This window comes from Streptomyces sp. SL06 (genome assembly GCF_058244745.1).
In genome coordinates this window covers 365,309-383,850 of the sequence record NZ_JBSYOT010000002.1, presented here as the reverse complement: position 1 = coordinate 383,850, position 18,542 = coordinate 365,309, and the positions used below count along the sequence as shown (strand labels likewise).

Sequence of the window (18,542 nt, the reverse complement as noted above, 5' to 3'; positions counted from 1 at the left end):
TTCCCTCTTCCTGGTTGCGGGGGAGAAGCGGTCGGCACAACACCGCCGACCTGGTGGGTATTCCGCGCACGTACCCATGTGGCCACGTCGCACACCACCGAGCAGACTGACCCCATGACGCAATCGGATTCCATCGCGTACAACGTCGTCGTGATCGGCGCGGGCCCCGTGGGCGAGAACGTCGCCGACCGCACCCGCGCGGCCGGGCTGTCCACCGCGATCGTGGAGAGCGAACTGGTCGGCGGCGAATGCTCCTACTGGGCCTGCATGCCCAGCAAGGCCCTGCTGCGCCCGGTCCTCGCCCGCGCGGACGCCCGCCGGCTGCCGGGGCTCGACCGGTCGGTGCGGGACCCCCTGGACGCGGCGCCCGTCCTCGCCCGCCGCGACGAGTTCACCTCCCACTGGAAGGACGACGGCCAGGTCCGGTGGGTGGAGGGCATCGGGGCCGACCTGTACCGCGGACAGGGCCGGCTCGCCGGGCGGCGCACCGTGGAGGTGGCCGCGCCCGACGGCACCCGCAGGGTACTGACCGCCCGGCACGCCGTCGCCGTCTGCACCGGCAGCGGCGCCGCCCTGCCCGCCCTCCCCGGGCTCGCCGAGGCGCGCCCCTGGACCAGCCGCGAGGCCACGAGCGCCAAGAGCGTGCCCGGCCGGCTGATCGTGGTCGGCGGCGGAGTCGTCGCCGTCGAGATGGCCACCGCCTGGCAGGCCCTCGGCTCCCGGGTCACCCTCCTGGTGCGCGGCGAGGGCGGTCTGCTCACCCGCATGGAGCCGTTCGCCGGAGAACTTGTCGCCGAGGCGCTCACCGAGGCCGGCGTGGACCTCCGCACCAACACCTCCGTCGAGTCCGTCACCCGCGAGGGCCCTGCCGTCGTCGCCGTCACCGACACCGGCGACCGGATCGAGGCCGACGAGATCCTCTTCGCCACCGGCCGCGTGCCCCGCACCGGCGACATCGGCCTGGAGACCGTCGGCCTGGAGCCGGGCTCCTGGCTCTCCGTCGACGACAGCCTCCGGGTGGACGGCCACGACTGGCTCTACGCGGTCGGCGACGTCAACCACCGCGTCCTGCTCACCCACCAGGGCAAGTACCAGGCGCGCGTCGCGGGGGCCGCCATCGCCGCCCGCGCCTCCGGGGTGCCGATCCTGGAGTCCGACCCGTGGGGCGCGCACGCCGCGACCGCCGACCACGAGGCCGTCCCCCAGGTGATCTTCACCGACCCCGAGGCGGCCTCCGTCGGCCTGACCCTGGCCGAGGCCGAGCAGGCCGGCCACCGCGTCCGCGCCGTCGACGTCGACCTGGCCACGGTGGCCGGCGCCAGTCTGTACGGCGACGGCTACAAGGGCCGGGCCCGCATGGTCGTCGACGTGGAGGACGAGATCGTCCGCGGTGTCACCTTCGTCGGACCCGGCGTCGGCGAGATGATCCACTCCGCGACCGTCGCCGTTGCGGGCCAGGTGCCGATCGCCCGCCTGTGGCACGCGGTCCCGTCGTACCCGACGATCAGCGAGGTGTGGCTGCGGCTGCTGGAGACGTACCGGGACAGCTGACGGCCCGGTTCCGCGGCCCCGCGGGGCCGGGTCAGGGCAGCTCGAAGCCCAGCGCCGACGCCGCCCGCTCCGGCGTGGCCTGGGACCAGAGGTCCGCCATCGCCCCGTTCGACGCCAGGGAGCGCAACTCGGCCCGGTCCAGGTACAGCGTGCCGTCGAGGTGGTCCGTCTCGTGCTGCACGATCCGGGCCGGCCAGCCGGTGAACACCTCGTCCACCAGCCGCCCGTGCTCGTCCCGCGCCAGCAGCCGCACCTCGGCGTGCCGCGCCACCACCGCCTGCCAGCCCGGCACGCTCAGACAGCCCTCGTAGAACGCGGCGCGCGCGGCGCCGACCGGCTCGTACGACGGATTGACCAGCACCCGGAACGGCTGCGGCACCCGCCCGCGCGCCACCCGCACCGCGTCCGGCACCGGCGCCGGGTCCTCGACGACCGCGATCCTGAGCCCCACCCCGACCTGCGGCGCGGCCAGGCCGACCCCCGGCGCCGCGTGCATGGTGCGGCGCAACGCCTCGACGAACCGCGCCAGCAGCGCGGGCGCCAACTGTCCCTCGAAGGGCTCGGCCGCGCGCCGCAGCACCGGATCACCGGCCGCCACGATCGGCAACGGGCCGCCGGCGGCGAGCAGTTCCTCGACCCGCTCGGCGAGAGGGGCGTGATCACTCGGGGTTCCCATCGGGCCAGCATGTCACGGCGCGCCGATCACGGAGGCCGTCCCTGTGACGCACGCCACGGGGCGGCACGGGAACTCGGCGCGGCTCCGCCCCGACCACTGGGGACCGTCCCGTCCCCACCACGTCTCCGGAGCGCCACCGATGACCACCACCTCCCCGACCCCCACGGACGAGGCCCCGGGGCCGGCCACCCCGCCGCGCCCGTCTCGCGGCTGGTCCGCCCTGCGCCCCCTGGTGCTGCGCCTGCACTTCTACGCCGGACTCTTCGTGGCCCCCTTCCTACTGGTCGCGGCGGTCACGGGCTTCCTCTACGCCGCCTCGTTCCAGGCCGAGAGGATGGTCTACGCCCACGAGCTGACCGTCCCCGACGCCGGCGAGCGCAAGCTGCCGATCTCCGAGCAGGTCGCCGCCGCCCGGCGGGCCCACCCCGAGGGCACGGTCTCCGCCGTACGCCCCTCGCCCGAGGCCGACGCCACCACCAGGGTGCTGCTGTCCGGCGTCGAGGGCGTCGACCCCGGCCACACGCTCGCGGTCTTCGTCGACCCGTACACCGCGAAGGTGCGCGGCGCCCTCGAACAGTACGGCTCCACCGGCGCGTTGCCGCTGCGTACCTGGATCGACGAGTTCCACCGCGATCTGCACCTGGGCGATCCCGGGCGCCTGTACAGCGAGTTCGCCGCGAGCTGGCTGTGGGTGATCGCGGGCGGCGGCCTGGTGCTGTGGTTCTCCCGCAGCCGGGCCCGGCGCAAGGTGCGCGGCACCGCGGGACGGCGCCGCACCCTCGGCCTGCACGGCACGGTGGGCGCCTGGGCCGCGGCCGGGTTCGTCTTCCTGTCGGCGACCGGCCTGACCTGGTCGACCTACGCCGGCGCGAACATCGAGGACCTGCGCGTCTCGCTCGGCCAGACCACCCCGTCCGTGTCCGCGTCGGTCACCGGGGGCGGCGAGCACGCGGAGCACGGCGCGGCGGCGGGCACCGGCGGGGACGCCGGGCAGGGGGTCGGCCTCGACAAGGTGCTGGCCGCCGCGCGCGCCGAGGGCCTGGGGGACCCGGTGGAGATCGTCCCGCCCGCCGACGCGTCCTCGGCCCACATCGTCAGGCAGGTACAGCGCAGTTGGCCCGAGAAGCAGGACTCGGTCGCCGTGGACCCGGCGACGGGCGAGGTGACCGATGTCCTGCGCTTCGCCGACTACCCGGTGCTCGCCAAGCTCAGCCGCTGGGGCATCGACCTGCACACCGGCATCCTGTTCGGCCTGGCCAACCAGATCGCCCTGATGCTGCTGGCCGCCTCCCTGGTCCTGCTGATCGTCTGGGGCTACCGCATGTGGTGGCGGCGCGGCCGGGGTTCCGCCTTCGGCCGCCCGATCCCGCGCGGTGCCTGGCAGCACGTGCCGCCGCTGCTCCTGGTCCCGCTGCTGGCCGGCGTCGCGGTGCTGGGCTGGTTCGTGCCGCTGCTGGGCATCCCGCTGGCCGCGTTCGTCGCGGTCGACGTGGTCCTCGGCGAGATCGCCCACCGGCGGGGCCGGCGGACCCACCCGGGCGGTGCGACGGCACGGCGGTGACGGGCCGGCCGCCGTTGCCGTCGCGTCGCCCGGCGTCGTTCAGACACCGGCGAAGTCGCCCGCCAGGGCGGAGGCGATCCGCAGCTGCGTGTCGGCCTCCTCCTGCCGCCCCTGCCGTTCGAGGGTGCGGCCCAGCATCAGCCGGGCGTACCGCTCGACGGGATCGCGCTCGACGACGGTCCGCAGTTCGGCCTCCGCCCGCCGCAGCTGGGCCGAGTGGTAGTAGGCGCGCGCCAGCAGCAGACGGGGTCCGGTCTGCTCGGGAACCTCCCCGACCAGGCCGACCAGGACGCGTGCCGCGCCGGCGTAGTCCTTGGCGTCGAAGAACGTCCGCGCGCGCTCCCAGCGCTCCGCGGGCGTTCCGTGGTCGTAGTACGTCGTGTCCACCTGTGACCTCCTTCGGGTACGGCAACCACCCCGAATGGTTGAACATTCCACCATCGGACGTTCCGCCATCGGGGTGTCGCGCGCTCCCCGCCGAGGGGGAACGGGTGCCGACCCGCCGGGTCAGTGACCGTGCAGGCGGAGCCGGTGCGGCCGGTGGGCGGCCGGGCGGCGGTCTCCCGCGTCGTCGCTGGTGCTGCCGCCCTCCAGACGGCCGGCCAGCTCGTCCCGCTCCGCGGAGGCCCGCCGGGCGGTCTCCCGCTCCCTGCGGTGCTTCTTGCCGCGGTGCCGCGCCAGCACCGTCCCGGCCATCAGCATCCAGACCCCGAGACCGAAGATCAGGGTCAGGGCGATACCGCCGAGAAACGCCCCGAGCGTGCTGACGGTGAACGGGTCGCTCCCCAGCAGGGTCACCGTGTAGTCCGGGCCACCGGACAGGTTGTAGGCGATGAGCAGGCCCGCGAAGGCGGCGGCGCCCGCCATGAGCAGAAGACCCAGCAACAGCATGATTCTCACCTCGTCGCATGTGGATGTCCTCCGCACGGGTTACCGGGCGAAAACGGGTAAAACGCGAACATTCAGACTCTGTGCCCGATGGCGTGTCCTTCGTGCCGACGCCCGCCGGGGCAGGCGTCGGCTCACGGCTGCGGGCGGACGGTGAGCATCTGTTGCGCGTGTCCCACCGGGCCGTCCACGTCGTGCAGCACCGTGCTGGTGATGCCCTGGCCGGTGGGCCCGAAGACGACGGTGGTGTCCAGGCCGGTCCAGCGTCCGCGCGGCGCGCGGTGCAGATGCAGGGTCAGGTCGACGTTGGGGAACATCCACTGCGCCGGCGACTGCCGCACCGCGATGCCGTTGGCCGTGTCGACCAGCGCGACATAGGACGCCAGCGGGCTCGCGGCCTCCCCGGCGACCAGGTCGAGGCCGGTGGAGACCCAGGCGGTGGCGCGCCCGGGGCGGGGCGGCCCGAGCGGGCGTACGTCCAGGGAGGCGATGTATCCGCCGGGCCACTGGGAGGACATGTCCCAGGGCGCGAGCGTCTCCGGCGCGGTGAGCCGCTCCGCCGCGCCACCGGCGACGGCGCTCGTGTCCACGTCGGCGAGCAGCCAGGCCCTGGCCCGCGCCACGGACCGCCCAGCGATGAGCACGGTTGCCTCGACGAGTTCGATGGTGCGCCCCGGCCGGACGGTCTCCACCCGTATCTCGCACTCGTCCAGCGCCGGGCGGCCGAGGATGTCGAAGCCGATCCGGCTCAGCGACATGTCCGCACCGGCCCGTCCCGCCAGGTGGCGGTCGACGGCGTGGACGATCAGGCCCCCGAGCGGACTGAAGTGCTGCTCGTCCGCGCTCCACGCACCACCGGCGTGCGCGGTGGGCTTGTAGCGGTGCTCGTCGATGTGCTCGTAGTAGCTGTCCGGGGTGGCTGTACTGCTGTTCAACGGGCTGCTCCTGGAACGACGGCGGGTGACGAGCGCGCCCCGGACGGTGGGTCCCGGGCCGCGGACCAGGATAGTTCGGCGTCCGACGGGGGCCGCGCCCGAGTGGTGCGGCCCCCTGACCGGGCCCAGGCTGGTGGGTGGCCGGCCGACGCGGGAGCACCGGCCCGGCACGGCGCAAGGAGGCCCACACGCCATGGCAGACGCGCACCGGCGCCCCGAGGGCGTCAGCGACGAGACGGTGGAGGCCCTCGGGTCCCTGTCCAAGGCGCTGGAGACGACCGAGCGTGCCCGCGGGCACCTGTTCGCCTTCCACCAGCTCACCGGCACGGCGGACTTCGAACTGGACCGTGCGGTCGAACTGCTGCGCGCGGCCGGCCACCCGGACTGGGCGGAGCGGGTGCGCACCGAGATCGTGGGGCGCAACGTCATCCCCGGACACTGGACCTTCCAGATCGTCGAGGCGTACGACCGGACGTACTACCGGCCGTTCCGCGATCTGGAGCGCGCGGCGGTGGACCGCCTCGCCGAGGGCCGCGACCACTTGTACGAGGCGGAGCTGAAGGAGGTCCGCAGGACCCCGGACCACCCGGACCACACCTCCCGCCCCGACAGCCCCGGCACCCGCCCGCCGGACGCCCCCTCCACCTGACCGCCGGCCCGTGCTTCAGCCGCGTCCGCGAGCCCGGCGGAAGCGGTCCAGGCCCTCGGCGAGGTCGACGATCGGATCGGGGTAGGCGTCGTGGGCCGCGCGCTCCGGGCCGGGCAGCCGCCACGGTTCGTGCACGGCCCGCCCCTCGACGCCGGCCAGTTCGGGCACCCAGCGCCGCACGTACGCCCCGTCGGGGTCGAACCGCCGTGCCTGGGCCGTGGGGTTGAGGACACGGTGGGGGCGGGTGTCGGTGCCGGTGCCCGCCGCCCACTGCCAGTTGAGCTGGTTGTTGGCGATGTCGCCGTCCACGAGCAGGTCAAGGAAGTGCCGGGCGCCCACGCGCCAGTCCACGTAGAGCGTCTTGGTGAGGAAGCTCGCGCTCAGCAGGCGGCCCCGGTTGTGCATCCAGCCCTCGTGCCGCAACTGGCGCATCGCCGCGTCGACGATCGGACAGCCCGTGCGCCCCTCCTTCCACGCGGAGACGTCCTCCTCGGCCCCGGCTCCGGTGCGCCAGTGGTCGTGCCGGGTGCGGTAGTCGAGCGCGGAGGCCTCCGGCCGTGCGGCCAGGACCTGGTGGTGGAAGTCCCGCCACGCCAACTGCCGTACGAAGGCCTCGGCGCCCGGCCCGCCCCCGCGGCGTGCGCGGTGGACCAGTTCCACGGGGGAGAGGGCACCGAAGTGCAGGTGGGGGGAGAGCCGGGAGGTGGCGTCGCCGGCCAGGTCGTCGTGGTGGTCCGCGTAGCCGGTGAGGCCGCCGCGAACCCAGGCCGTCAGGCGCTTCCTGGCCTCCGTCTCACCGCCGGCCGCCAGCGCCGGGGATAGGCCCGCCAGGTCCCGGCGGGAGGGCAGCGGGCCTGAGCCCACTCCGTCCGGGACGCGGACCCGGCGGGGCGCGGCCAGGACGCCGCGGACGGGCCGCTCGCACCAGCGCCGGTAGTACGGCGTGAACACGGCGAAGTGGTCGGAGCCCGCCGGGGTGACGGACCCCGGGGCCAGCACCGTGGTCACGGCGTCGTGGACGTGCAGCCGGCAGCCCCGCGCCCCCAGGGCGGCCCGCAGGAGTTCCTCGCGCCGGTGCGCGTACGCGCTGACATCGGCCGCCATGTGCACCTCGCCGGCCTCCGCCTCGCCGACGACGGCGCACACCTCCTCCACCAGGTCGCCGCGGCGGACCACCAGCCGCCCGCCCCGCTCCCGCAGCCCCGCGTCCAGGTCCCGCAGACAGTCGGCGAGGAAGGCGAGCCGGTTGGGCACGGCAAAGCCGGCGGCGTCCACGGCGCGGTCGCGGACGAACAGCGGCACGACGGACCGCGAGCCGTCGAGGGCGGCGCGCAGCGGCGGGTGGTCGTGCAGACGCAGATCGCGGGTGAACAGTACGACCGACGTGTTCATGACGCTCCTGGGGAAGGCGTGGATCCGGGCCGCGGAAGCGTGCCCGCGGTGTGCAACGCGCGGCGCGGTACGGGGAAGCGGGGTACGCCCGGCGAGTCGGGACCGGGGACGCGGGCGGCGTGCGCACGGCGACGGGAACGGGCGCCGCGCGGTGTCGGCTCAGGACGTGGCCGGGCCCTGGACGGGGGCGGTCGGGCGCGGGTCGCGGGCGGCGGCTCGGGCGATGTTGCGGGCCATGCCGCCGAACACCACGGCGTGGAAGGGCCACACGCTCCACCAGTAGGCGTGGCCCGCCAGCCCGTGGGGATGGAACAGCGCCCGCTGCCGGTACCGCGTCCGGCCGGCGTCGTCCGTCTCGGCGTACATCTCCAGCCAGGCAAGACCCGGCAGCCGCAGCTCGGCGCGCAGCCGCAGCAGCCGGCCGGGGACGATCTCCTCCACCCGCCAGAAGTCGAGCGAGTCCCCGGCCCGCAGCCGGGCGGCGTCCCGGCGGCCGCGGCGCAGGCCCACCCCGCCGACCAGCCGGTCGAGCCAGCCCCGGACCGCCCAGGCCAGCGGGAATGAGTACCAGCCGTTGTCGCCGCCGATCCCCTCGATGACCCGCCACAGCGCGTCGCGAGGGGCGTCGACGGTCAGCGCGCGGCGGTCGGTGTAGAGGCTGCCGCCGCTCCAGTCGGGGTCGGTGGGCAGCGGATCGCTGGGCGCCCCCGGCGGGGACGCGGACGACCAGCGGGTGCTGACCTGTGCCTCGCGCACGCGCCGCAGCGCCAGCCGCACCGCGTCGTCGAACCCGAGCGGATATCCGGGCGGCGCGGGCACGTAGCGCAGGATGTCGTTCTCGCGGCACACCACCTCGTGCCGCAGCGACTCGGTGAGTGGTCGCGCGATGGACGCGGGGACCGGCGTGACCAGGCCGACCCAGTGGCTGGACAGTCCCGGCGTCAAAATCGGCACCGGCAGGATCAGCCGCCGCGGCAGCTCGGCGACCTCGGCGTACCGGACCATCATGTCCCGGTAGGTGAGGACCTCCGGGCCGCCGATGTCGAAGGTCCGGGAGACCTCCTCCGGCATGCCCGCACTGCCGACGAGCGCGCGCAGCACGTCCCGGACGGCGACCGGCTGGACGCGGGTGCCGACCCAGCTGGGCGCGACCATCACCGGCAGCCGTTCGGTGAGGTGGCGCAGCATCTCGAAGGACGCCGACCCCGAACCGATGACGACCGCCGCGCGCAGCACGGTCGTGGGCACACCCGAGGCCAGCAGGATGCGGCCGACCTCGGCACGGGAGCGCAGATGCGGCGACAGGTCCCGTTCCGGGACACCGGCCGGTGTCAGACCGCCCAGGTAGACGAGGCGCCGCACCCCGGCGGCACGGGCCCGGTCGGCGAAGGTGCGCGCCGCCCGCCGGTCCGTCTCCTCGAAACCGTCACCGCTGCCCAGCGCGTGCACCAGGTAGTAGGCGACCTCGACGCCCTCCAGCGCCCCCGCCACCGAGTCGGGATCCGTGACATCCCCCCGCACCACCTCGACCTCCCCGGCCCAGGGGTGGTCGCGGAGTTTCTGCGGGGTGCGGGCCAGGCAGCGCACCCGGTGTCCCGCGGCGAGCAGCTCCGGCACGAGGCGCCCGCCGATGTATCCCGTGGCACCGGTGACCAGGCAGCGCGGTCCCGCTGCGCCACCGTCGTCGCTCACACGCTCGCGTCCGTCGTTCATGGGGCTCCGTCTCTCGCGGGGCGGTCGTCACGGTGATCGCTTCCCCGGAGCGGGCCGCGGCGGATGCCCCCGGGCCCAGGTTGACCCTTCCGTACGCCGATCGCCCGGCGACGGCGAACCGGCGTACGGGTCAGTCCCTCCCCCCGTCGCCACGGCGCAGCGGCAACGTGGCGCAGCGGAAGCCGCCGGGGAACTTGGTGACCTCCGAGAAGTCCAGTGCCACCGGCTCGACGCCGTGCGCACGCAGCGCGGCGGCGAGCCGGTGGGCCCGCTCGTCGATGATCACCCGGTCGGGTGCCAGGGCGACGGTGTTGACCATCAGCGAGCGGGCCTCCTCGTCGTTCGCCTCGATGAGTTCGAAGCGGTCCGCCAGCAGGCTCCGGGAGTACGGGGTCAGCGACGCCGAGTGCACGTAACCGAGCTTCGGGCCCACCAGGGTGAACTTGGTGTCGAGGTGCACCACGCCCCGCCCCGAGAACTCGACCGGAACGATCCGGCGGGTGATCCCCGCACGTCCGAAGGCCTCCCGCAGCGCGGTGATCCCGGTGAGGTCCGTCGCCTCGCTGAGGCCGACCAGCACCTCGTCGTCGGTGACGATCACGTCGCCGCCCTCGATGCGTCCCGCGTCCAGACGCTCCACTTTGGAGATCTCGGGCAGGTACCTCTCCAGCGCCCGCTGCTCCTTGCGGCGGATCGGGTCGCGGGAGCGGGCCAGGAACAGGGTGTCGTCGACGGCGAAGGCGAGATCGCGCGGGTAGAGCTGGATCGACACGTCGTCGAGGTCGTCGAGGGTGCGCACGCGGGCGCCCGCGTCCGAGAGCACCTCGACGAACCGGGCGTGCTGGCGCCGGGCCACTTCGTGGTCGGGCACCTTGACGGTGTTGTTGCGCACATACCGGAGACTGGCCGGGTCCGGGTACCGTACCGATCCCCAGACGAGGTCCCACCAGGTGAAGGGCTTGTAGGGCCCGACGATCACCTCCCGCAGTGGGGCGATGTCGCTGGGGTTGGCGATCTGCGTCATGTCTGCTCCTGTTGTGTGTCGTGCCCGGGGCGCGGGGTCGGCCCCCTCAGCCGTCGCCGGAATTCCTGCCACGGCGGGTCCGCCGGATACCGGCCGGTGCCCTCGCCGAGGCCCTCGGCGACGAAGCCCGCCCAGAAGTCGGGCTCCCGGTTCCCCGGGCCGAACGTCCGCTGGGCCCGATCGAGCAGCCGCAGCACGTCGTGCGGGTCGCCGGGCGCCCCGGTGACGACGGCGATCGCCTCGCGCAGATCCCGGTCCGCGCGGTCGAGGTCCAGCAGCCGGCGCAGCTCGCCGAGGGGGGCGGGATGGTCGTCGACGCGCAGGTCGAGGCGTGGCCGCGCATCCGGCAGCGGCCCGGCGACCAGCAGGGCGGCGGACTGCTGTCCGCGCAGGTCGCCACCGGCGGCCAGGCCCGCCTCCAGCGCGGCGAGCAGCCGGTCCTCCCAGCTGCCGTCCGTGCCCCGGTGGTATGCCTCGGCCATCCGCTCCCAGGTGCGGTCGGCGGTCAGCAGGTTCCCCTGGCAGCTCATGGCGTCGTCGGTGACGTGCCCGGCGAAGCGGACGCACAGTCCACCGGTGTGCGCCGCGGGGGGCCCGGATGCCGCGACGAGCGCGGTCTGGCGCAGCACGCCCCCGCCGTCGTCCTCGACGAGTGCGGCGAGTGCCTCGGAGGCCGTACGTCCCCCGGCCAGGGCCGCCAGCAGCCGTTCGGCGTGACCGGGCACCGGTGCGCCCTGGGTGGCGACCGCGCCCACTCCGGGCACGGCGAAGGCCACCGCGCGCCCGGCCGCGAAGGCGTGCGAGGCCACGGCGACGCCGAACTCTCCGGTCCGCTCGTCGCGCGCGACGATCGAGTACGTCATGGGCGCTCCTCCTCGGTGTCCGCCGGGCCGGCCCGCAGGGCGATCTCGGTGTAGAGAGCCGCACCGACCGGGAGGCAGGCCTCGTCGATCCGCAGCGTCGGCGAGTGGACCTGACCGCTGCCGCCCGCCCCGACGAACACGACGGCGGCGGGCACCCGCTCGGCGACCAGGGCGAAGTCCTCGGAGGCCGCGATGGGCGCGGTCAGTTCCAGCACCGCCCGCTCGCCCACGACGGCCGCTCCGGCCGCGCGCACCCGGCGGTTGGCGGTTTCGGCGTTGGTCATGACCGGTGCGTCCGGCCCCGGCCAGGTCAGTTCGACGCCTACGCCGGTGCCCGCGACCGACCGTGCCACGGTGTCGCCGATCGCGGCCCTGGCCCGCGTTCCGCCTTCGGCGCTGAAGGCGCGCAGGGTCCCCGACAGCGAGGCGGCGGCCGGCCGCACGTTCGCGGCCTCGCCGACGCGCAGCGTGCCGAGGCTCGCGTACGCCGGTTCGGCGCCGGCGCTCAGGGCGGCGGCCCGCTCGCCCAGGGCGACGGCGAGCCGGGCGGCGGCGTCCAGCACCCCGCCCGGTGCGGAGTCGGCGCCGTGCCCCCCGGCGCCGGACAGGGTGATCTCGAACGGCGAGCTGGACGCCATGAGCGCCCCGGCGCGGCTCGCGAGCGTCCCGGCGGGCAGCGGCGGGGCGACATGGACGGCGTAGGCCTCGTCCACCCCGTCGAGCGCGCCCTCCTCGATCATCCGGAGGGCACCGCCGTGGCCCTCCTCGCCCGCCTGGAAGGCGAGGACGACGGTTCCCGCGATCTCCTCCCGCCGCTCGGCGAGGAGATGTGCGGCGCCCAGCAGCATGGCGGTGTGGGCGTCGTGCCCGCAGGCGTGCATCGCGCCGGGGATCTCGGAGGCGAAGGGCTCGTCCGGCGGTTCGGTGATCGCCAGTGCGTCCATGTCGGCCCGCAGGAGCACCGTCGGCCCGGGGCGCCCGCCCGCCAGGCGCGCTGTCACGGAGCTGTGCCCGGCGCCGCGGGTCACCGCCAGGTCCAGGCCGGACAGCGCCTCCAGCACGCGTGCCCGGGTCAGCGGAAGCCGCAGCCCCGTCTCCGGCCGGCGGTGGAGGGCGCGGCGCCATTCCACCAGGCGGCCGGCGAGGGCTTCGGCGTCCTGGCGGGCCGAGTGGCGCTCGGGGGCGCGGTTCCCGGTCATCGGGGTGCGGCTTTCGCCAGTACGGACACCGTCAGGGCGGCGAGCGCGCGGACTCCGGTGTGCAGATCGGCCACCGCGGTGGCTTCCCCGGGCGCGTGGCTGATGCCACCGATGCTCGGCACGAACAGCATGGCGGTGGGGACGCCCGCCCGTGACATCTCGCAGGCGTCGTGGAGCGGTCCGCTCACCAGCCGCCGCTCGCTTCCGGTGGCGGCGCGCACCACGGCGGCGGCCTGGTCGACGAGGCCGGTGTCGAAGCGCACCGGTGCGGTGCGCCACAGCGGTTCGACCTCCGCCCGAACGCCCTCGGCCAGGCACCGCGCGGCCAGCTCCGCGCGCAGTTCCTCCCACAGCGCGACCAACTGCCGTGGGTCGTCGTGGCGTACGTCGAGGCCGAGCGTCACCGTCTCGGGCACGGCGGTGGGGGTGGCCGGACGGGCTTCGAGGATGCCGCAGGTGACCCGCCCCTGGCACGCTTCGGCGATCTGCCGCGCCCGCACCAGGAAGGCCGCCGCCGCGGCGACCGGGTCGTGCCGCGCCGGCATGGGAGACCCGGCGTGCGACGCGGTGCCGTGCAGGGTGACCCGGTGCCGTTCCACCCCGAGCGAACCGGTCACGGCGGCCAGCACCTGGCCGGAGTTGTCCAGCACCGGGCCCTGTTCGATGTGCAGCTCCAGATAGGCCACGACATCCGTCAGGGTCTCGCGCGCCGCGTCGAGACCGTCCAGGTCAACGCCGTACGAGGCGAGCACGTCGGCGGCGGTCTCCCCCCCGTGGTCGCGCAGGGTACGCAGAGCCGCCACGTCCAGGGCGCCGGTCACCGCGGCCGAGCCGAACAGGCTCCGCCCGAACCGCGCCCCCTCTTCGTCGGCCCAGTCCGTCACCCGCACGCTCAGCGCGGGCGGGGACGGGCGGCAGGCGAGCGCGCGCAGCACTTCGAGCGCCGCCACCACGCCGTATCCGCCGTCGAGATTGCCGCCGTCGGGCACCGAGTCGAGGTGGCTGCCCAGCACCAGGACGCCGGGGCCGCTGCCGGGCAGGGTGGCGTGGTTGTTGCCCGCCGCGTCCTGGTGGAACCGCACGCCGGGGATCTCGGCGGCGCGCTCGCGCAGCAGCTCGCGCGCGGTGCGCCACACCGGCGTCCAGGCGACGCGCTGGACGCCTTTGCCGTCGTGGCTGAGCGCGTGCAGGGCGTCCAGGTCGGCGGTGACGCGCCCCGGGTCGACCGGCGCGGCCCAGAACGCGGTCAGCAGTGCGGCGACCCGCCCTGCCTGGTCCACGTGCGGCAGATGCGCGAAGCCGGGCACGACGTACGCCGCGGCGAGCGCCGCGTCGGCCAGCGCCCGCACCCGGTCGGGCCCCGCGGTGAGGTCGTCGGCCCCGCCGAGGATCAGCCGCGGCACGGTCACCGCGGCGGCCGGCGCGGTGAGGTCGGTGCGGAAACCGGCCTCCAGTACCGCGAGCGCCTCCGCCGGGCTGCGGGCACCGGCCCGCTCGACGGCCCGTTCGACGATCGCGGGGTCGGTGCCGGGCGGGTAGGAGTACGCCGGGATGGCCGAGGCGAAGAAGGCGGCGGGTCCCTGCTCGCGAAGGGCGGGAACGATCAGGTCCAGCAGCGCCCCTTCCCCGCCGGGGCCGGTGCCGATGGTGGTGACCGTGCGGACCAGCTCCGGGTGCCGCGCGGCGACGGCGAGGGCGACGCCGCCGCCGAACGACGAGCCGACCAGGTGCGCCGGAGCGGCCTCGCGCAACGCCGCCACGACCGCCGTGACGCATCCGTCGAGGCCGAAACCGGGGGCGGCGCCGACCGCGTCGTCCGCCGCGCCCGCGTCCAGCGGTGTGCCGCCGTGACCGGGCAGGTCGACGGCGACGACCCGCAGCCGTGACGGCAGGGCCTCGGCGAGCGGTCGCCACTCCTCGGCGGCGCCGTTGACGCCGTGCAGGAGCAGCACCGTCTCCGTGTCGCCGTCCGGCGCGGTGCCGGGGGCGGCCGGTCGCTGTCCGCCGCGCACCCGGCCCGCGCGGAACTCGATCCACTCGGCGGTCATGTCACGAACCCCCGAGCAGTCCGGGCGTGTGCGGCGAGCCGTGGTAGTGCACCATGAGCCAGCGTCCGTTCTCCCGCCGGTACACCTCGGTACAGCGGAAGACCTGGTCCAGGTTGCCCCCGGCCTCGGCTCCCTCGGCGGCGCCGAAGTTCACCTTCAGCCGGCTCATGCAGTGCACCACCGCGAGGTCGCCCTCGACGAGGTAGCTCTCGTCCCATGCCTCGGAGGCACCGGGGCCGTTCCCGGACGCGAGCACGATCTGCCGCAGGGTCTTCCACAGCTCGACGAGGCTGTCGCGGCCGAAGAAGTTCGAACCGACGGTGTTCCACATCACCAGGTCGGGGTGGACGTTCTCGCTCAGCCACGCGTGGTCGGCGTCGCTGTTGGCGCGCACCCACCCTTCGTGCAGAGCGGTGATCTTTGCGAGGTCGTCGGTCATGGGGGCCTCTCCTTGCCGGGTGGTGGTGGTCGTGGTCGGCGGGTGCGGGGTCAGTGGTCTCGGGCGGCGGCGAAGGCGGCCAGGGCGTCGGGCAGTTCGTCGGGTGCTGCCGACAGGTCGAGGGCGATCTCGTCGACCCCGGCCCCGCGGTACTCGTCGATGCGCTCGGCCAGCCGCTCCGGTGTGGTGGCGATCGCCATCCGGCCGACGTCGCCGGCGGGGGAGCAGCCGGGGGCGAGGATGCGCAGCACCTCGGGGGAGAAGATGCCGAGGGTCGGTCGCAGCCGGTCCTCGGCCGCCGCGACGGTGTCGGCGACGGCGCCGAAGGACTGTGCGGTGACCCGGAAGCTCTCCCGCGGCCGGTCGTTCTCGGCGAGCACCCGCTCGATGCGCCGGACGGCCTCGGCGAGGTACTCGGTGGACGCCCCGGTCGACAGCGAGACCCCGTCGGCGATGCGCGCCGCGAGCTCCAGCATCTTCGGCCGGATGGCCATCAGGTCCAGCCGCGGCGGATCCGCTCGGGCCATGGTCTGGTAGCCGTCGAAGGTGTGACCGGCCCAGGTGCCGGTGAGCGCTTCGCCGGCCAGGGACTTGCGGGTGGCCTCGACGTACTCGCGCACCTGGCCGAGCGAGCCGCCGGTCCCGCCGATCCGGCCGACCAGGCGGGCATCGCCCAGCCCCAGCTGGGCGCGTACGCGTCCGGGGGCCAGCTCGCTCAGCCCCGCCAGGCCCATGGCGAGAACCGCCGGATGCCTGCTCACCGGGGCCGGGCCGACGACGCCAACGTCCAGCTCGGGGAAGCGGTCGAGCATCACCGCGGCGGGCACCAGGGCGTCGCGGAAGCCCACGTGCTCGCAGTACCAGACGCCGTCCAGCCCGGCCCGAGCCGCCTCCCGCGCCGTGTCCAAGGAGGCCGTGACCGGCCCGAATCCGCTGAAACTCACGCTCAGTCGCATGGCACCACCTGTCGTCGCCGGCCGCGGACTTATTATTGGCCGTTTGGCCAAAATAACCATCGGTCGGGCCCATCCGTCAAGGGCCGTCCGGCTCCGGGGCGTGATCGGTGCCGGGTATGCTCGCCGTCATGCCCAAGGTCGTGGACCACGCCGCGCGTCGCCGCGAGATCGTCGAGGCGTGCCTGCGCGTCGTGTCGCGCTCGGGGATGGCGGCGGCCACCACGCGGGAGATCGCCAGGGAGGCGGGGGTCTCGCACGGGATCATCGCCCACTACTTCAACGGCAAGGACGAGATCTTCCGCGCCGCGCTGCACCGGTCGTACGAGGTGCTGGCCGACCGGATCGATCTCCACCTGTCGGGGCTGACGGGTGCGGCGGCGCTTCGCCGGGCGGTCCTCGACGCGCTCCCCGTGGACGACGAGGCGCGCAGCGGCGAGCAGATCGAGCTGTCCTTCTGGGCGTACGCGCTGGGGAACGCGGAGCTGGCCGAGGAGCGCTGGCGCTCCTACGCGCAGTGGCGCCGCCTGCTGGAGATGCTGGTGCGCGACGCCCAGCTCGAAGGCGCGGCACCGGCCGCCGACCCGGCGGTCGTGGCCGACTCGTTCGTCGCCCTGCTCGACGGGCTGGGCGCGCAGGTGGCCCTCTACCCGGACCGGCTCACCCCGGACCGGGTGCGCGCGATCGCGGAGGCGAGTCTGGCCGCCTTCGGATTCCCCGCCGACGACCACGAGCGCGCGACACCGCCGACCGGGGCCTGAGCGCTGATCGGACCCCGCACGGCGGGTGTCCGGACGCATTCCTCGCGGGGCCCGCCCATGGAGTGGTTCGGATCGGGCGTTGACATCGGCGGTTCCGCGCCGTTTATATTGGCCATCTGGCCAAGGAAAACCTTGATCGGCCAGCCAGCCATGACGCGCCGGTGAGGGAAGCGATGGGCCATCCCGTGAGCACAGCACCCGATGACGCCGTTCCGGCGCGTCCCGCGACAGGCCGCGGGTACTACCCGGCACTCGCCGCGGCCACCACGACGCTGTGGGCCCTGCTGCTCGGCCCGGTGCTCACCACCATCCCCGATCAGGTCGCCCGCCTCGCGCCCGGGAACCGCGTGGTCGCGCTCGCCGTCGTCACCGGCGTCGGCGGACTTGTGGGAATCCTGACCAATCCGCTCATCGGCCGGCTCAGCGACATCACCCGCACCCGGTGGGGGCGGCGCAGGCCCTGGCTCGCCGGCGGAACCGCCGTGGTCGTGGCGGCGTCGTTCGCGACCGGACGAGCGGGTTCCGTCGGCACGCTCCTGCTGTGCTGGAGTCTGTTGCAGATCGGCGCCAACATGCTCATGGCCCCCCTCACGGCGTCCATTCCGGATCTCGTCCCCGCCCACCGGCGGGGGGCGGCCTCGGCGTGCCTCGGTATCGCCTGGGCGTTCGCGCCCGTGCTCGGCACCGCCGTGCAGGCGGTGGCCGGGGCCGCGGACGCGACCTACCTGACCCTGGCCGCGCTCGTCGTCCTGGCACAGGTGTTCTTCGTGACCGCTCTGCGCCACGACCGCGCACAGCCGGGTACGCCCACCGCCACCGCGCGAGGCGGCGGGCGCGACCTGATTCCGCGCGACCGGGACTTCGCACTGGCCTGGGTGCACCGGTTCCTGTTCGCACTGGGCCAGAACGTCGCCCTCGCCTACCTCTTCTACTACCTCCAGGACGTCATCCGGTACGAGCAGCACCACCCCGGCCGCACGACGGACGACGGAGTGCTCGTCCTCACCGCCCTCTACGCCCCCTGCGCCGTGCTGGCCTCCCTGCTCGCCGGGACGCTCGCCGACCGCACGCAGCGCTTCAAGGTCTACATCGTCACGTCGACGGTGGTCTTCGCCGTCGGAACGATCCTGGGCGCGGTGACCGCGAGTTGGACCGGGGTACTGGTGCTGGCCGCCCTCACCGGAATCGGCTTCGGCGCCTACGAGGCGGTGAGCATGGCGATGACCATCCACCTGCTGCCCGACCGCGAGCGCAGTGCCCGCGACCTGGGCGTCATCAACGTCGCGAACATGATCGCCATCGCGCTCGGCCCGGTCGTCGCCGGAGCCGTCCTCTCCCTGTCCGGCTACGCCGCGATGTTCCTCGGCTCCGGCCTTCTCGTCCTCGGCAGCGGCGCGGTCGTCGTGCGCATCCGAGGCGCACGCTGAGCCGCCGCCGCAGCGGCCCGCGCCCCGTGACCACCCCCCTTCCGTCCACCTCCGTTTCCTGACCGACAAGACCGACAAGACCGACAAGACAAGGAACCACGCATGTCCACTCTCACCGGAACCTGGGACGCCTCCCTGGCCAGTCCCCTCGGCCCCATCACGATCGTCTTCGAGTTCGACGGCGAGGGCGGCACCTCCACCGCCAGTGGCGAGACCGTGCCCCTGAAGGCGCTGGCGGTCACCGACCAGGACGGCGCCACCACCGCCACCTGGGCCGTGGACGTCACCCGGCCCGTCACGGTGCACCTCGACTTCGAGGTGTCCGTGACCGGCGACACCATGAGCGGGTCGGCCACGGCGGGAATGCTCATGCCCAACGGAGCCGTCCAGGCGGTCCGCCGCTCCTGAACCGGCCCGCCCCGCCGAGGCCTTGCCTCGGCGGGGCCGTCCGGCCGTCGGCCGC

At 74.6% G+C, this 18,542-nt stretch carries 18 protein-coding genes; 6 read left to right on the top strand and 12 right to left on the bottom strand.

Annotation, left to right across the window (positions count from 1 at the left end; translation table 11 throughout):
• Positions 1–114: 114 nt before the first annotated feature.
• Entirely contained in the window at positions 115–1,551 is a 1,437-nt protein-coding gene (locus tag AC4IHM_RS02170; protein ID WP_490865380.1) for a dihydrolipoyl dehydrogenase family protein, read from the top strand.
• 31 nt (positions 1,552–1,582) lie between these two features.
• Here the strand turns inward: AC4IHM_RS02170 and AC4IHM_RS02165 are convergent, their stop codons facing one another.
• Positions 1,583–2,227, bottom strand: coding sequence for a peptide deformylase (locus AC4IHM_RS02165; RefSeq protein ID WP_490865379.1), 645 nt, complete (start codon positions 2,225–2,227; stop codon positions 1,583–1,585).
• Between the two features lie 139 nt (positions 2,228–2,366).
• Between AC4IHM_RS02165 and AC4IHM_RS02160 the strand changes: the two genes are divergently transcribed.
• Positions 2,367–3,788 (top strand): PepSY-associated TM helix domain-containing protein, encoded by a 1,422-nt coding sequence (locus AC4IHM_RS02160; RefSeq protein WP_490865378.1) that lies wholly within the window; start codon positions 2,367–2,369, stop codon positions 3,786–3,788.
• 39 nt (positions 3,789–3,827) lie between these two features.
• Here the strand turns inward: AC4IHM_RS02160 and AC4IHM_RS02155 are convergent, their stop codons facing one another.
• The 3 genes from AC4IHM_RS02155 to AC4IHM_RS02145 all read right to left on the bottom strand — a co-directional run bounded on the left by AC4IHM_RS02155 (position 3,828) and on the right by AC4IHM_RS02145 (position 5,611).
• Positions 3,828–4,175 carry a tetratricopeptide repeat protein gene (locus tag AC4IHM_RS02155; protein WP_490865377.1) on the bottom strand — a complete coding sequence of 116 codons (348 nt, stop codon included), beginning with the start codon at positions 4,173–4,175 and terminating at the stop codon, positions 3,828–3,830.
• Between the two features lie 120 nt (positions 4,176–4,295).
• Positions 4,296–4,679: a hypothetical protein gene (locus tag AC4IHM_RS02150; RefSeq protein ID WP_490865376.1), complete on the bottom strand. Its 384-nt coding sequence runs from the start codon at positions 4,677–4,679 to the stop codon at positions 4,296–4,298.
• 131 nt (positions 4,680–4,810) lie between these two features.
• Positions 4,811–5,611 carry a thioesterase family protein gene (locus AC4IHM_RS02145; RefSeq protein ID WP_490865375.1) on the bottom strand — a complete coding sequence of 267 codons (801 nt, stop codon included), beginning with the start codon at positions 5,609–5,611 and terminating at the stop codon, positions 4,811–4,813.
• 193 nt (positions 5,612–5,804) lie between these two features.
• On the opposite strand from AC4IHM_RS02145, the gene AC4IHM_RS02140 reads away from it, so the two are divergent.
• Entirely contained in the window at positions 5,805–6,260 is a 456-nt protein-coding gene (locus tag AC4IHM_RS02140; protein WP_490865374.1) for a hypothetical protein, read from the top strand.
• Positions 6,261–6,275: 15 nt separating this feature from the next.
• Here AC4IHM_RS02140 and AC4IHM_RS02135 read toward each other — a convergent pair whose 3' ends face one another.
• The 8 genes from AC4IHM_RS02135 to AC4IHM_RS02100 all read right to left on the bottom strand — a co-directional run bounded on the left by AC4IHM_RS02135 (position 6,276) and on the right by AC4IHM_RS02100 (position 15,894).
• On the bottom strand, positions 6,276–7,652 hold the full coding sequence (locus tag AC4IHM_RS02135; RefSeq protein ID WP_490865373.1) for a cryptochrome/photolyase family protein: 1,377 nt from the start codon (positions 7,650–7,652) through the stop codon (positions 6,276–6,278).
• A gap of 159 nt (positions 7,653–7,811) precedes the next feature.
• On the bottom strand, positions 7,812–9,365 hold the full coding sequence (locus tag AC4IHM_RS02130) for an SDR family oxidoreductase (RefSeq protein WP_490865372.1): 1,554 nt from the start codon (positions 9,363–9,365) through the stop codon (positions 7,812–7,814).
• 130 nt (positions 9,366–9,495) lie between these two features.
• A complete protein-coding gene (locus AC4IHM_RS02125; protein ID WP_490865371.1) occupies positions 9,496–10,389 on the bottom strand; it encodes a dimethylarginine dimethylaminohydrolase family protein in 894 nt (297 codons plus the stop codon).
• Positions 10,386–11,252, bottom strand: coding sequence for a DUF1028 domain-containing protein (locus AC4IHM_RS02120; RefSeq protein ID WP_490865370.1), 867 nt, complete (start codon positions 11,250–11,252; stop codon positions 10,386–10,388). The genes AC4IHM_RS02125 and AC4IHM_RS02120 overlap by 4 nt, the downstream gene beginning before the upstream one ends.
• A complete protein-coding gene (locus AC4IHM_RS02115) occupies positions 11,249–12,451 on the bottom strand; it encodes a M20 metallopeptidase family protein (protein WP_490865369.1) in 1,203 nt (400 codons plus the stop codon). The genes AC4IHM_RS02120 and AC4IHM_RS02115 overlap by 4 nt, the downstream gene beginning before the upstream one ends.
• Positions 12,448–14,499 (bottom strand): hydantoinase/carbamoylase family amidase, encoded by a 2,052-nt coding sequence (locus AC4IHM_RS02110; RefSeq protein ID WP_490865368.1) that lies wholly within the window; start codon positions 14,497–14,499, stop codon positions 12,448–12,450. Before AC4IHM_RS02110 ends, AC4IHM_RS02115 begins: the two co-directional genes overlap by 4 nt.
• Position 14,500: 1 nt before the next feature.
• Positions 14,501–14,938 carry a YybH family protein gene (locus AC4IHM_RS02105; RefSeq protein ID WP_490865367.1) on the bottom strand — a complete coding sequence of 146 codons (438 nt, stop codon included), beginning with the start codon at positions 14,936–14,938 and terminating at the stop codon, positions 14,501–14,503.
• A 50-nt stretch (positions 14,939–14,988) separates the two neighbouring features.
• A complete protein-coding gene (locus AC4IHM_RS02100; protein ID WP_490865366.1) occupies positions 14,989–15,894 on the bottom strand; it encodes an LLM class flavin-dependent oxidoreductase in 906 nt (301 codons plus the stop codon).
• Between the two features lie 128 nt (positions 15,895–16,022).
• Here AC4IHM_RS02100 and AC4IHM_RS02095 point away from each other — a divergent pair, with 128 nt between their 5' ends.
• The 3 genes from AC4IHM_RS02095 to AC4IHM_RS02085 all read left to right on the top strand — a co-directional run bounded on the left by AC4IHM_RS02095 (position 16,023) and on the right by AC4IHM_RS02085 (position 18,487).
• Complete coding sequence (locus AC4IHM_RS02095) at positions 16,023–16,652, top strand: TetR/AcrR family transcriptional regulator (protein ID WP_490865365.1); 630 nt, start codon at positions 16,023–16,025, stop codon at positions 16,650–16,652.
• A gap of 185 nt (positions 16,653–16,837) precedes the next feature.
• Positions 16,838–18,079, top strand: coding sequence for an MFS transporter (locus tag AC4IHM_RS02090; RefSeq protein ID WP_490865364.1), 1,242 nt, complete (start codon positions 16,838–16,840; stop codon positions 18,077–18,079).
• Positions 18,080–18,181: 102 nt separating this feature from the next.
• Entirely contained in the window at positions 18,182–18,487 is a 306-nt protein-coding gene (locus AC4IHM_RS02085) for a hypothetical protein (protein ID WP_490865363.1), read from the top strand.
• Positions 18,488–18,542 lie beyond the last annotated feature (55 nt).